11 protein-coding genes are annotated in these 13,617 nt (G+C 58.9%); 6 read left to right on the top strand and 5 right to left on the bottom strand.

Going from position 1 to position 13,617, the window contains the following annotated elements:
- Positions 1-20: 20 nt before the first annotated feature.
- From PL640_RS05345 to PL640_RS05320, 6 genes are all read left to right on the top strand, one after another.
- Complete coding sequence (locus PL640_RS05345; protein ID WP_142839536.1) at positions 21-1,292, top strand: MFS transporter; 1,272 nt, start codon at positions 21-23, stop codon at positions 1,290-1,292.
- Between the two features lie 82 nt (positions 1,293-1,374).
- Positions 1,375-2,535 carry a ribonuclease D gene (gene rnd / locus PL640_RS05340; RefSeq protein ID WP_142839535.1) on the top strand — a complete coding sequence of 387 codons (1,161 nt, stop codon included), beginning with the start codon at positions 1,375-1,377 and terminating at the stop codon, positions 2,533-2,535.
- A gap of 77 nt (positions 2,536-2,612) precedes the next feature.
- Positions 2,613-3,221: a hypothetical protein gene (locus PL640_RS05335; protein WP_161991172.1), complete on the top strand. Its 609-nt coding sequence runs from the start codon at positions 2,613-2,615 to the stop codon at positions 3,219-3,221.
- 205 nt (positions 3,222-3,426) lie between these two features.
- On the top strand, positions 3,427-4,455 hold the full coding sequence (locus tag PL640_RS05330; RefSeq protein ID WP_052820378.1) for an adenylate/guanylate cyclase domain-containing protein: 1,029 nt from the start codon (positions 3,427-3,429) through the stop codon (positions 4,453-4,455).
- A gap of 152 nt (positions 4,456-4,607) precedes the next feature.
- Positions 4,608-5,966 (top strand): esterase-like activity of phytase family protein, encoded by a 1,359-nt coding sequence (locus tag PL640_RS05325; RefSeq protein WP_271361025.1) that lies wholly within the window; start codon positions 4,608-4,610, stop codon positions 5,964-5,966.
- A 158-nt stretch (positions 5,967-6,124) separates the two neighbouring features.
- Complete coding sequence (locus tag PL640_RS05320; RefSeq protein WP_046798852.1) at positions 6,125-6,472, top strand: YunG family protein; 348 nt, start codon at positions 6,125-6,127, stop codon at positions 6,470-6,472.
- Positions 6,473-6,599: 127 nt separating this feature from the next.
- Here the strand turns inward: PL640_RS05320 and PL640_RS05315 are convergent, their stop codons facing one another.
- The 5 genes from PL640_RS05315 to PL640_RS05295 form a co-directional block, all read right to left on the bottom strand.
- Positions 6,600-7,523, bottom strand: coding sequence for a hypothetical protein (locus PL640_RS05315; protein ID WP_271361024.1), 924 nt, complete (start codon positions 7,521-7,523; stop codon positions 6,600-6,602).
- A 223-nt stretch (positions 7,524-7,746) separates the two neighbouring features.
- Positions 7,747-9,270, bottom strand: coding sequence for an exopolyphosphatase (ppx, locus tag PL640_RS05310; RefSeq protein WP_046798850.1), 1,524 nt, complete (start codon positions 9,268-9,270; stop codon positions 7,747-7,749).
- On the bottom strand, positions 9,267-11,513 hold the full coding sequence (locus PL640_RS05305) for an RNA degradosome polyphosphate kinase (RefSeq protein WP_161991213.1): 2,247 nt from the start codon (positions 11,511-11,513) through the stop codon (positions 9,267-9,269). The genes ppx and PL640_RS05305 overlap by 4 nt, the downstream gene beginning before the upstream one ends.
- A gap of 56 nt (positions 11,514-11,569) precedes the next feature.
- Positions 11,570-12,298 carry a DnaA regulatory inactivator HdaA gene (hdaA, locus tag PL640_RS05300; RefSeq protein WP_271361023.1) on the bottom strand — a complete coding sequence of 243 codons (729 nt, stop codon included), beginning with the start codon at positions 12,296-12,298 and terminating at the stop codon, positions 11,570-11,572.
- A gap of 2 nt (positions 12,299-12,300) precedes the next feature.
- Positions 12,301-13,458, bottom strand: a complete 1,158-nt coding sequence (locus PL640_RS05295; protein ID WP_271361022.1) for an AI-2E family transporter — start codon at positions 13,456-13,458, stop codon at positions 12,301-12,303.
- Positions 13,459-13,617: the final 159 nt, after the last annotated feature.

Genomic DNA, 13,617 nt, shown 5'->3' with positions numbered 1-13,617 from the left:
CCAAACCGAGTCGGCCCGCAATGAGCCAGATCAGACCCCTTATCCCGCTTCTCGTCACCGCCGGCATCCTGATCGGCGGCAATGGCCTGCAGGGAACCTATATCGCGCTGCGCGGCCTGTCCGAAGGGTTTTCGGCCAGCACCATCGGCCTCATCAGCGCCGCCTATAGTCTCGGTTTCGCGCTCGGCTGCATTTCGGTGACACGCCTGCTGCGCAAGATCGGCCATATCCGCACTTTTGCCACCATGGCGGCCGTGGCGTCGGCCGCGTCGATTGCCATGCCGCTCATCCTGCATCCGCTGTTCTGGCTGGCGATGCGCTTCATCATCGGCATTGCGGTTGCCTGTCTTTTCGCGGCCATCGAAAGCTGGATCAATGCGCAGGTGACAAATTCCAACCGGGCGCGGACACTCTCCATCTATCGTTTCGTCGATCTCGGCTCCGTCACGCTGGCGCAATACATCATACCCGTCGCCGGCATCGATGGCCCGGTGGTGTTTTCGCTGATCGCCATGGCGCTTTCGCTGTCGCTGGTGCCGATCTCGCTTGCCGACAAATCCAACCCCGCCCCGCCGAAACAGATACCTTTCAATCTTTTCGCCGTCTGGCGCATTTCACCACTTGCAGTGGTCGGCTGCGTCGCCGTCGGTCTCAGCATGGCGGCTTTTCGCAACATAGGCCCGATCTACGCCGAACAGATCGGCCTTTCGGTAACGGCGATCGCCACCTTCATGAGCGCCGGCATCATCGGCGGCGTTGTGCTCCAATATCCGCTCGGTGTCTATTCCGATCGTTATGACCGACGCATCATCATTCTCGCCACCACCGCGGGCTCGGTGATCGTCGGCCTGTTTCTAGCCTTCTTCGCGGGCACCGACGAGTGGAGCAACATCATCGGCGTCTTCGTGTTCGGCGCATTCGCCCTGCCGCTTTATTCGCTCAGTTCCGCCCACGGCAACGACCATGCCAAGGAAGGCGAACATGCGATGGTTTCGGCCGGGCTCTTGTTCTTCTGGTCGGTGGGTGCGACTGTCGGCCCCCTGCTCGCTTCCGTTCTCATCGACCAGTTCGGCCCGAAGGCACTGTTCAGCTACACCGCCGCGATCCAGATCGTTTTCATCGCCTACACCATATATCGGCTGCGGGTGCGCGAGGGTGTTCCCGTGGAGGAGAGGAACTGGCGGTTCCGTTCGCTTTTGCGCACGTCAGCCTATTTTCAGAAGCTCGCAGCCCCCATGCCGCCCAAAAAGGACGGGACGGAGCCCAATCCGCCCGAGAAAAACGATCCTTGAGCCTTCAAAGGCGGGCTTTGTATTGACATGCGCCCGGCAAAGGGAAAGTAAGACGGATAATTTTCACGAGTGGCCATTTGCAATGATTGAAACGACTGCCGCCCTCGCCGAAGCCTGCACGGAACTGGCGAAATCGGAATTCATCACCATCGACACCGAGTTCCTGCGGGAAACGACCTTCTGGCCGGAGCTTTGTCTCGTGCAGATGGCAAGCCCGACGCTTGAAGTGCTGGTCGATCCGCTCGCCAAGGGTCTCGATCTCACGCCGCTTTTCGAGCTGATGGCCAATCCTGCTGTCGTGAAGGTTTTCCATGCCGCACGGCAGGATATCGAAATCATCTACCATCTCGGTGGGCTCATTCCGCACCCGATCTTCGACACCCAGGTCGCCGCCATGGTCTGCGGTTTCGGCGATTCGATCTCCTACGACCAGCTGGTGCAGAAGATCAAGAATGTGCAGATCGACAAATCCTCGCGCTTCACCGACTGGAGCCGCCGCCCGCTGACCGAAAAACAGCTGGATTACGCGTTGGCCGACGTGACCCATCTGCGCGACGTCTATCTCTCGCTGAAGTCGCAGCTGGAGCGCGAAGGCCGCTCGCTGTGGCTGACCGAAGAGATGGACATTCTGGAATCGCGTGACACCTATGACATGCATCCCGACGATGCGTGGCTGCGGCTGAAATCGCGCCTGCGCAAGCCGACCGAGCTCGCCATCCTCAAATTCGTCGCCGCCTGGCGCGAGCGTGAGGCGCGCTCGCGCAACGTGCCACGTTCGCGCGTCCTGAAGGATGATGCGATCTTCGAAATCGCCCAGCAGCAGCCAAAGGATGCCGAGGCGCTGTCGCGCCTGCGTACGATCCCGAAGGGCTGGGAACGCTCCACTTCGGGCACCGCCATCATCGAAACCGTAAATGCTGCGCTGGCATTGCCAAAAGAGGAAATGCCCAAGGCGCCGCGCCACAGCCACGCGCCGGAAGGTTCCGGTGCTGCCGTGGAACTCTTGAAGGTTCTGCTGAAGCTGACGGCCGACAAGCACGGCGTTGCCGCCAAGGTCATCGCCAACAGCGACGATCTGGACAAGATCGCCGCTGAAGGTGAAAACGCGACCGTGGGGGCACTGACCGGCTGGCGGCGCGAACTCTTCGGCGATGTGGCGCTGAAACTCATCAACGGCGAAGTGGCGCTGCGTTTTGCCGGCAAGAAGGTCGAGGCGGTTGAGGTTGCGGTGAGCGGCGAGTAACCCCTCGCTTTTAACCCCAATTTTGCCCGTATCGCGGTCCATCCCTGTGCACATCGTTGCGCTTTGAGGGTCTTGTGATGAAACCTGCCCGCATCCTGCTGCTGGCCGCCCTTGTGGCGGCCGCAGGCATTCTCCCCGCCCCTTTTTCCGCGCGCGCCGATGACGGCAAGGTCGATCTTCAGGGCGAATGGACGACCGACTGCCTGAAGATCGGCAAGAACGACCGGCATGGCATCGTCACACGCATCACGATACGCGGTGATCGCATGCACGCCGTCTCGCAGATCTATGCCCGCAATGGCTGCCAGCAACCCACGGTGCAGGTACGTTATGAAGGCACGCTTGATGGTGGCCTGAGAGACCATGACAGCATGCTCTTTGCCCATACCGTCACCGCGATTACCATGACACCGAATGACGCCGACGTCGTTGCCCACTACAACGGCGACCCGAAGGGCACCGGCTGCGGCCTGAACGGCTGGAAGGAGAATGTTCCCTTTGATGTCGATGGCCGGACCTGTGCAGCCATCACCTTTGCCCACAAGGGAGAAACCCTGTTCGACCGGGCATGGATCGACGGCAAGCGGCTGCGTTTTGCCGCCTTTCCGGTCAAATGGTCGAACCGTTCGCCGGATGACCGGCCGCAATCCCCGCTTGAAACTGTCTATTACAGAACATCATATTAGACGTAATGCCACCTGTGCGCCCGTTTTGCGGCAACAGGGCAACAACCTTTCCAATCCTTCATGTGACCTTACCGAAAGGTCACTTTTTGCAGCGCATTTTCCACATTAATGTCGCATATGACCGCAACAGAAGCTTCGCCGACGGGAGCGGCCAGTTCTTCCTTCCCGAGGCCAAGCCTTCCCTGCCCGAGACCCAAGAACCGACATGAGAAAATTGCTGCCCATTCTGGATTACGTGGTGCTCTTCGTTGCCGTGGCCGGCGCCGGGGTGGCCTACGCATTTCTGGAATATGGCGGCGGCGCATTGATCGGCGCGACCTATGCACTGTTTGCCTGCGCACCCATTCTCGCTTTTGAGCGCGGTTACATCATGCCCGGCCTGTCGCGGCGGGTCAGCGCATTGCCGACACCGGTCTATATCGCCGTCGGCCTGATCATCTATGCCGTTCTCGTTTTCTGCGGCTTCGGGCTTGGCGGCACCATCCTGTGGCTGAGCGGGATATTTCCCGGCACCTGGAAACGGGCAGTGCATGCCGAAGTGCAGACGCTCGTCTTCACCCTCATCGTCTGCGGCATCATCGTTTTCATCATGCGGGTGCGCGAGCTTCTCGGCCGCGACATCTTCATCGATCTCATTCTCGGGCGCTATCGCCGACCGGTCAGCGAAGACCGCGTCTTCATCTTCATCGATCTTGTCGGCTCCACCTCATTTGCCGAAACCAATGGCGACCTGAAGGCCCAGGAGTTTCTCGGCGAAATCTTCGCGAGCTATGCCGCACCGGTCCGGAAACATGGCGGCGTCATCGATGACTATATTGGCGACGCCGCCATCATCACCTGGCCCTATCACATGGCAATCAGGCGGGCGGCCTGCGTGCGCTGTGTCTTCGATATTCTGGCGACCATCGAGGAAAAACGCGACATGTGGATTTCCCGATTCGGCGAAGTGCCGCGCCTGCGCTTCGCCATCCATGGCGGGCCGGTCATAACAGCGGAAATCGGCGTCGATCACCACAAGATCACCTATTTCGGCGATACGGTGAACACGACCTCGCGCCTCGAATCACTGAGCAAGATGCTCGGCCACCCGGTGCTGATTTCCGCAGACCTTGCCCATCAGCTGGTTCTTCCAAAGGGTGTGCGCAGCGAATATCTCGGTGAACATGCGGTCAAGGGCCGTGGCCAGACACTGGGTGTATGCACGCTCAGCCAGTATCAGGCCCCTGCCGCATAAGGGCAATTGGCTGGAAGAAGCCGTGCTGTCCCGTTTGGAGACGGCAGCCGTCATCAAAATTCATCAAAGCTTCAAACGACAATCACCTGCCTGTCATGGAGCGCCCCTATCGCCTCAATCCTGTCTTCAACAGGTATCGAGGGGTCTTATCCATGAAGCACATTCTTTTCGCGTCCTGCGCAGTTCTCGCGCTTGCCACCACATCTTATGCGGCCGAGAAGGAGTTTCCGGCAAAGCTGGTCTCCCACGCCATTCTGCCGGCCAACACCATCATCCCTGCACCATCAGATGCGCCGGAGCACCTCAAGACCTCCGCCAAGTTCACGACGGCCGACCGCAAGCGCGCCGAGGGCCTCGGCACCGTGCCCGGCAAAGACGGCGTTCGCCTGACCGGTCTTTCCATGCCGTTCAACGGCCAGCCGATGCAGGGCTTTTCCGGTATCAAGGCCATGGCCGACGGCAGCTTCTGGAGCCTTTCCGACAACGGCTTCGGTTCCAAGCTGAATTCCAGCGACGCCATGCTCATGCTTCACCATCTGAAGTTCGACTGGGACGCCGGCAAGGTCAACGCGCTTGAAACCGTGTTTCTCTCCGACCCTGACATGAAAGCGCCCTTCCCGCTCGTTCTCGAAGGATCGAGCAAGCGTTACCTGACGGGCGCCGATTTCGACGTCGAATCCATTCAGCCTGTAGCCGATGGTTTCTGGGTGGGCGAAGAGTTCGGTCCTTACGTCCTGAAATTCACCCGTGACGGCAAGCTGACCGACGTCATTGCCACCAAGGCTGGTGACATCGACGTGAAGTCGCCGGATCATCCGACTCTGGCCCTGCCCGGCAACCCGACGCAGAAAATGCCTGCCTTCAACCTGAAACGCTCCGGCGGTTATGAAGGCATGGCGCTCTCCAAGGACGGTTCGAAGCTCTACGGTCTGCTGGAAGGCCCGCTCTACACCGCCGATGGCCAGGTGGAGAAAACCGAAGACGGTTCGACCGGCCTTCGGATCATCGAACTCGACACCGCCAAGAAGGAATGGACCGGCCGCACCTGGCTCTATCCGCTGGCAGAGGGCGGCGAAGCCATCGGCGACTTCAACATGCTTGATGACAGCACGGCGCTGGTCATCGAACGTGACAATGGCGCCGGCACCGCCGACAAGGCGTGCGCCGATCCGAAGAAGCCGGAAGCAAACTGCTTTGCCGTGCCTTCCAAGGTCAAGCGCATCTACAAGATCGAGTTCAATGACGCCAATGTCGGCAAGGCCGCCCGCAAGATCGGCTATATCGATCTTCTGAAGATCTCCGATCCTGACAACAAGAAACGTCAGGGCGGCGGCAACGGCTATTACGACATGCCTTTTGTCACCATCGAGAATGTCGACCGCGTCGACGCCACGCATATCATCGTCGGCAACGACAACAACCTGCCCTTCTCGGCAGGTCGTGCGCTGGACAAGGCTGACGATAACGAATTCGTCCTCTTGGAAGTCAAGGACCTGCTCGACGCCAAGTAAGTAAAACGGTGCCGGAACTGGTTCCGGCACCACCCGCGCGACTGCGCATATTCAACAGGGCGGAGCGTCCTTGCAGCCTCCAGAAGAGGCGCGGCGCTCCGCTTTTTTCCAGTCATGCCTGACCCGGAGCCCGGCTCCGAAACGGGAAAGACCTCTTCATGCAGGATCATGCCGAACGACTTTATTATGCGCTGAGGAAAAGCTGGTCGGGCGAGACCAGCAGCCTGTGGTCGCGGGAAAACCCCGCCCGTGGACAGGGCAGCGTCACCGCTCTGGTGGTTCAGGATATTTTCGGCGGTGAGATCGCCAAAACCGCCGTCAGCGGCGCCGACCATTTCTACAATATCGTTGATGACATTCGCTGGGATTTCACCTTCGCCCAGTTTGATATTCCCGTCGGTTATCAGGACAGGCCCGCCACCCGCACCGAAGCGATGGCAAAGATCACACCCCTGCAATATGCCTATCTCAGCGCCTGCATCAGGAAGGCGCTGGGGCACGGTTGATCTCATCTAAAACGAAGGCAAGCCAGTTTCCCCAGCCCCGAAACAGGTTCGGAGCCGCGCGCGCGCAACGATGAAATCAAGCGATGTGCAAAACCAGCGTCGTCGCTGATTTTCCTGAAATAGGGTACTATTTCAGGCAGTCATCCAGACGTTGCTGGCCGCCCCAATCGGCGAATGCCTTCTTTGAGGCGACAATCAGGGCGTTTTCGTTGCTCGCATCGTATTTGACCGCCGGTATTTTGTTTCCGAAAAACACCCACAGGACATCTGCAGTCTCCACCTGACCGGCGAATCTGTTGTTACGCGTGACATTGTCGGTGATTGGCAGACCGGCAAGTGATCGCGCAAGGGCGGGTGTTCCCTCTCCAACTCTCGGGCCGGCATCCCCAACCACGAAAGGCACCGCAATTTTTTTATCCTTGCGGATGGCAACTCCGAAGGAGCCCATGACAATGCCATTGGAAGCAAGAATGGTGCTTTCTGGAATGACGCCGGCGGGAATTCTCAGAGGGTTGACGTAACGACGCTGAACGGCTTCATCCCTGATGCTTTGATCGGCAAATTTTGTTGGCGAGACAAAGAAACCGCTACCGTCCGATTGCTCCACAGGAACGACTCCGCGCACAAGCTCGCCCTTCATGGAAACCTCGTCTTTGCCGAGTATGCCATACCAGCGTACCACGCCCACGGATTTATCTTTCCAGCCTGCCTTACCAATCCGCGCGACGTCGCTCATAAACCTCTCGGTGCAGGTCGCATTGTCGGTCGAACCATGGTATTTTTCGCCACCAGGCAGATATACTTGGCCTGCATTGCACAGATGAATAAGAGCACCTGCCGTTGCATTTTTTGGATGATACGCTTTTCCGTATCCATCAATATTGATGTTTACCTTCGAATAACCGACAACTCCATTATCATTGAGTATCTTTGCGGAACTCAGTCCCTTTATGTCGCGCGTAGTTTTCCCTTCACATTTCGATTGGGCGACAGCGTAACTCGATGCAAAAACAGCGACAGTAAACACTACCATAGCAGACAATATTTTCATGAAAGACTTCCCCCGAAGAAACGATCAAATAAACTTTCGTGGCTTATCTTAATCCTTCTTCCATGGGTTGCAATAAAAAAATCAACCACTGGTTATGTGATCTGCGATCCAGGTGCAGCAATGCAAAAAGCCGCCGATCTTATTGATCGACGGCAGCCATTCAGAAAAATCGTTGTTATGAAATTATGCCGGCCGATGTCGCAAGCCGGCGACTTTAGACGGCTTACTCGAACACAAACGCCAGCCGCTTGCCCGTCAGCTTCGCCAGCTGCTGCAAACGCCCGTCCAGACGCTCGCCGGCAAAATCGCAATAATCGTGTGGCACCACGAATTCCAGATCGAGATCGGGATTGGTGGATTTGCGGAATTTCAGATGGTCGACAACGCCCGGCATCGAGGCCGAGAACAGGTAAACGACGCGTAGCAGGCCGCCGAGCAACTTGCCGAGCTCCAGCAGCCGGTCACCTGCCATGGCCGCCAGCGGCTCGGTGGTGCCGTTGTCGTTCAGTCCCTCGAAGCGATAATAATTGGCGAGCGCTATATAGGCTCGGCCGGGATGGGTAATTGCGACGAAGGAGGAGTGGGCGATGATATTGAGCGCCTGCAGGCCGCGATAGTCAGGATGGGCGCGCCAGCTGATATCGGCGAGAAGGCAGGCCGCCTGGCGGTAACGGCTTTCTTCTTCCGTCTCGTCGATGCCGAAGACAGGAAAGGTGCGGCCGCTCCAATCCGCCAGTTCACGCGCATGTTCGGGCGAACGGGCACGCAGAATGGCAAGTTCGTCGGCCGTGACCAGCAGCGGGTCCAGATCCCGCTCCGTTTCCGTCAGCAGCGAATAGAGATAACCTTCGCGCACGCCCTGCGCGGAAAAGGCGATCTTTGCCGGCTTCATCACCTTCAGAACCTCGCGCATGGCGATGGCGCCGAAGGGCAGAAGCGAACGGCGATTCTTGGAAACCGCCTGCCAGGCGGGATCCTTGCTGTCTCTGGAGAGAATGACCTCCTCCAGAAAATTCAGCATTTCCTCCAGCGGCAATTCATATCCCTGCATCATATGCAGCGGGTAACCGGTGATTTCCATGTGCAGCTTGGCGATGTTTCGCCATGTGCCGCCCACGGCATAAAAAGTGCGCCCCTCACCCGCCGTCAGCAGCTTTGCAAAGGATTTGACGTGTTTTCTGGCAATGGTCGCTGCTTTTTCGAGCGAACCATCCGATTGCTCGGAAAGCCTCAGGCCACCGAGCGGCAGGGTAATGCCCTCGCCGCAGCTTTTGCCCTTGATGTCGATGAGTTCGAGCGAACCGCCGCCCAGGTCGCCGGCAATGCCATCCGGATCATGGAAACCGCTGATCACTCCATAAGCGGAATAAAGCGCTTCCTTTTCGCCTGACAGCACCTCGACCTCGCAACCGAGAATGGCTTCTGCCTCGCGGATGAAATCCGGACCGTTTTCCGCTTCACGCGCCGCCGCCGTCGCCAGCACGTAAAGTTCCTGTGCCTGCGCCTGTTCGGAAAGCGCATGGAAACGCCTGAGCGCCATCAACGCCCGGCTGACGCCTTCCTCATGCATGCGGCCCGTCAGCGCCAGTCCTTTGCCAAGACCACAAAGGACCTTTTCGTTGAACAGCACCGCGGGCGCGCGGGAGAGACCTTCATATACGACAAGACGAACGGAGTTCGAACCAATATCTATGACGGAAACGGGGGCAAGGCCGGTCAGCCGCCCCTGTGCTTCTGATCGAGTCATTCAGCCTGTTTCTTGCGGGAAGAAATCAACCCGGCAATCAATTTGGGCGCACTGGATTTCAAGGCTTCACCACGTCCGGAAAGGCTGGGATTGGTCATGAAATAGTGCTGCGCGTTGAACGGTTCTTCGCCTTTACGCACCTCGATGCGCCTCGACGTTCCGTCCGCAAGTATCTCGTAGCTCTGCTGGTTGTCAATGAGATTGCCCAGCATAATCTGTGAAAGAACCTGCTCGTGCACGGTGGGATTGGTGAGCGGCACCAGCGTTTCCACACGGCGATCAAGGTTGCGCGGCATCATGTCGGCCGAGCCGATATAGACCAGCGCCTTGTCGGACGGCAGCCCGAAACCGTTGCCGAAGCAGAAAATCCGGCTGTGTTCGAGGAAGCGGCCGACGATGGATTTGACGCGGATATTGTCGGAAAGACCGGCCACCTGCGGGCGCAGGCAGCAGATGCCGCGGATCACCAGATCAATCTCCACACCCGCCGCACTGGCGCGGTAAAGCGAATCGATAATCTCAGGATCGACCAGCGAATTCATCTTCATCCAGATCGCCGCCGGCGCACCACGCTTGGCGTGCTCGATCTCTTCATTGATGTGCTTCACGATGCGCGAACGCAGCGTATAGGGCGAAATCGCCAGCTTCATGCCCTCTTCCGGCTCACCATAACCGGTGATGAAGTTGAAGATATTCGCCATGTCGTGGGCGATCTTCGGGTTGCAGGTGAAGAAGGACAGGTCGGTGTAAATCTTGGCCGTGATCGGGTGATAGTTGCCCGTGCCGAGATGGCAATAGGTTCTGAGCTTTCCGTCCTCGCGGCGCACCACCATCGACATCTTGGCGTGGGTTTTCAGTTCGATGAAGCCGAACACCACCTGCACACCGGCACGCTCCAGATCGCGCGCCCAGCGGATGTTGGCTTCTTCGTCAAAGCGGGCCTTCAATTCCACCAGAGCGGTGACGGATTTGCCGGCTTCGGCCGCATCAATCAGCGCACGGACAATCGGGCTGTCATTGGAAGTACGGTAAAGCGTCTGCTTGATGGCGAGAACTTCGGGATCGCGCGCTGCCTGCAGCAGGAACTGCACGACCACGTCGAAGCTTTCATAGGGGTGGTGAACCACCATGTCCTTTTCGCGGATGGCGGCGAGGCAATCGCCGGCATGTTCGCGCACGCGCTCGGGGAAACGGGCGTTGTAAGGCTCGAACTTCAGGTCGTCGCGCGGCGCACGCACGATTTCCGAAATGGTGTTGAGTGCCAGAAGACCCGGCAGAACCGCGACGCGATTGTCCGGCACGCCAAGCTCATGCACCACGAACTGGCGCAGCGACTGCGGCATTTCGCTGTCGGTCTCGATGCGGATAACGGAGCCGCGGCGGCGGCGCTTCAGCGCGCTTTCGAAGAAACGGACCAGATCTTCCGCCTCTTCCTCCACCTCGATATCGCTGTCGCGAATGATGCGGAAGGTGCCGAAGCCGCGGACCGTATAACCGGGATAAAGCCTGTGGATGAACAGGCCGACCACATCTTCAAGCGTGATGTAACGAATGGCGTTCTTGTCATCCGGCAGGCGCACGAAGCGGTCGAGTGCGGGTGGCAGGCGCAGGAGCGCGGTCATCGGCTCGCGGCCGTTGACGCTGTCGAGCTGCAGGCCCATCGAGAAGCCAAGGTTGGGAATGAAGGGGAACGGGTGCGCGGGGTCGATGGACAGCGGCGTCAGCACCGGGAAGATACGCTCTTCGAATTCGGTGCCAAGCCAGGTGCGGTCGGCATCGGACAGTGCGGCAGGCCGCACGACGAAGATTTCTTCCTTGGCGAGATATTGCTGCAGCACGGCGAGCGAGGCCTGCTGTTCCATCTGCAGATTGTCGATTTCCTTCAGAATGTCTTCCAGCTGCTCGGCTGGCGTCTTGCCATCCGGCGTCCGCACGGTGATCTTCTGGCGAACCTGGCCTTCGAGGCCGGCGACGCGGACCATGAAGAATTCATCGAGGTTGGCGGCAGAGATGGAGAGGAAACGCAGCCGCTCCAGAAGCGGATGATCCGTATTCAGCGTTTCTTCAAGAACGCGACGGTTGAACTGGAGCCAGGAGAATTCACGGTTGACGAAACGGGCGGGGCTATCCCAGAGGCTCTCGCCCTCGGTCACCGGCTGAACCTTGTCGAAGTTGTCCTGCGCTACTGCGTCCATGCCCTGTTCCATCCCCTGACCAATTTCCGTCCCGTGATCCTGTTGCATCGCGTGATCGTCCTTCTTGCCCGTATAACAGTTTGACGACGGAACTGTGACAGTCGTCAATCGATGTCCAGCTCGCTGCCCGCCGCGGCGCTGTCCATCGCATTGAGGACTTCCGCTGCCAGCGGGCGGGTTATTCTCGTTCCGCGCGCAAGCGCCAGCCTGTCGATGCGGTGCACAATCGTCTGGGCCGTATCGAGCGAGCGCTCCATTCTATTGACGATGTAACCTATGAGTTTGTCATCCATGTAAAGCTGCCGGTCGGCGAAGAGTTTTACCAGCACCTGCGCCAGCAGCCCCTCATCTGGCTCACCCGTCTCCACCACCGTCACGGCCTTCAGGCGCGAGCGCAGGTCCGGCAGCGTTACCGGCCATGCGGCCGGCCATTGCCGGCTTGTCATCAAAAGCGTCGTGCCGTGCTGGCGCACGCTGTTGATGACATGGAAGAGTTCGGTGTCGTCAAAACCGCGGCGGTCGGCATCCTCGAAAAGAACGGGTCCGTTCTCGGCCGCACGCGCGGCATCACCGCCGGCCTGCGGGTGGATATCCCGGGCGCCGGCAATGTTTTTCCAGATATTGGCGAGATGCGATTTTCCCGAGCCGGGTGGCCCGGCCAGCACGACGACCGGCGCGCGCCAGTTCGGCCATTCATCGACAAGGCTGACGGCGGCCGCAAGTGACGCGGACACGAGGAGATCGTCCCGGCCGGAGGCGGCCTGGTGTGAGAATGCGAGCGGCAGCTGCTCGGCCTTCGACCGGGCGTTATCGGTTTTGATTGGGTCAGTCATCGTCAGCCCTGACCATCCACCTTGGCGGAGGACGTTTCATTTTCTTCCAGGCCAGGATTGGCGTCCCAGGGAAGGTTGGCAGCGTGTCCGTGGTAGAGATCGCTTTCAAGATACCGCGACAATGCGAAGCGGACAAGCACGCCGACGGCGGCAGCCGCCGGAACCGCGACCAGAAGACCGACGAAACCGAACAATGCGCCGAAGGCGAACAATGCGAACATCAGCCATACCGGATGCAGACCGACGCTTTTGCCCACGAGCTTCGGCTGCAGGATATTGCCTTCGATGAACTGGCCGGAAAAGAACACGGCAAGTGTGAGAAACACATAGATGTAATCCGGCCAGAACTGCACGATGGCGACACCGACGGCAAGGATGAGGCCGACCATGGAGCCGATATAGGGAATGAAGCTGATGAGGCCTGAGAAAAGACCGATCAGCAGGCCGAAATTCAAGCCCACCAGCGACAGGCCAACGGCATAATAAACACCGAGAATGATGCAGAGCGACCCCTGCCCGCGCACGAAACCGGCAATCGTCTTGTCCATGTCGCGGGCGATCTGGCGGACGGTATGCACGTAGTCGCGCGGTATCCAGCTGTCGACCTTGTCGATCATCCGGTCCCAGTCGAGCAGCAGGTAAAAGGCGACAACGGGGGTGACGACCAGCAGCGACACCACATCGACCAGCGATTTGCCGGAGTTCCAGATCTGCGTCAGCAGCGTGCCGATGAAACCGGCGCCTTCGGTGAGGAGCTTGGAGAAATTCTCCTTCACGGCATCGATCTGGTTGCTGACCCAGTCCGGCAGCAGGTTGGTATCGGCACCGGCAATCAACTGCTGCAGGGACGAGATATATTGCGGGATACGGGTGATGAATTCCGAGGCCTGGGCGGCGATGAGCGGAATGATGATGATGAGCGACAGCGCAAAGATCAGCACGAAGGAGACGAGAATGACGACCGTCGCCATCAGCCGGTTGAGACCGCGACGCTCCAGCCAGTCGGCAACCGGGTCAAGAAAATAGGCAAGCGCCATGCCGGCCACGAAGGGCAGCAGAATGGAGCTGAAGACCATCAGGAAAAGGACAAAGACGGCAAGCACGCCGATCCAGAAAAATACCTGCCGGCGCAGGCTCATGCCGCTTACATGGGGTTGCATTCATTCATCCTCTTGTCGCCGTGCCGTCACCGCCCAAGATGGAGATAGGATGCCCATATGCTTATGGTCAAGACCGCCGCGGCTGCGCACGGGCCGCCGGAGCACCCAGGCCTGGTTATCTTTTTCCAATGCAAACTCGTCCAGTCGGCAAAATCCCGC

The organism is Agrobacterium sp. ST15.16.024 (assembly GCF_027956545.1).
In the GTDB taxonomy this organism is placed as follows: domain Bacteria; phylum Pseudomonadota; class Alphaproteobacteria; order Rhizobiales; family Rhizobiaceae; genus Agrobacterium; species Agrobacterium cucumeris.
This window is presented reverse-complemented; position numbering and strand designations above follow the sequence as displayed.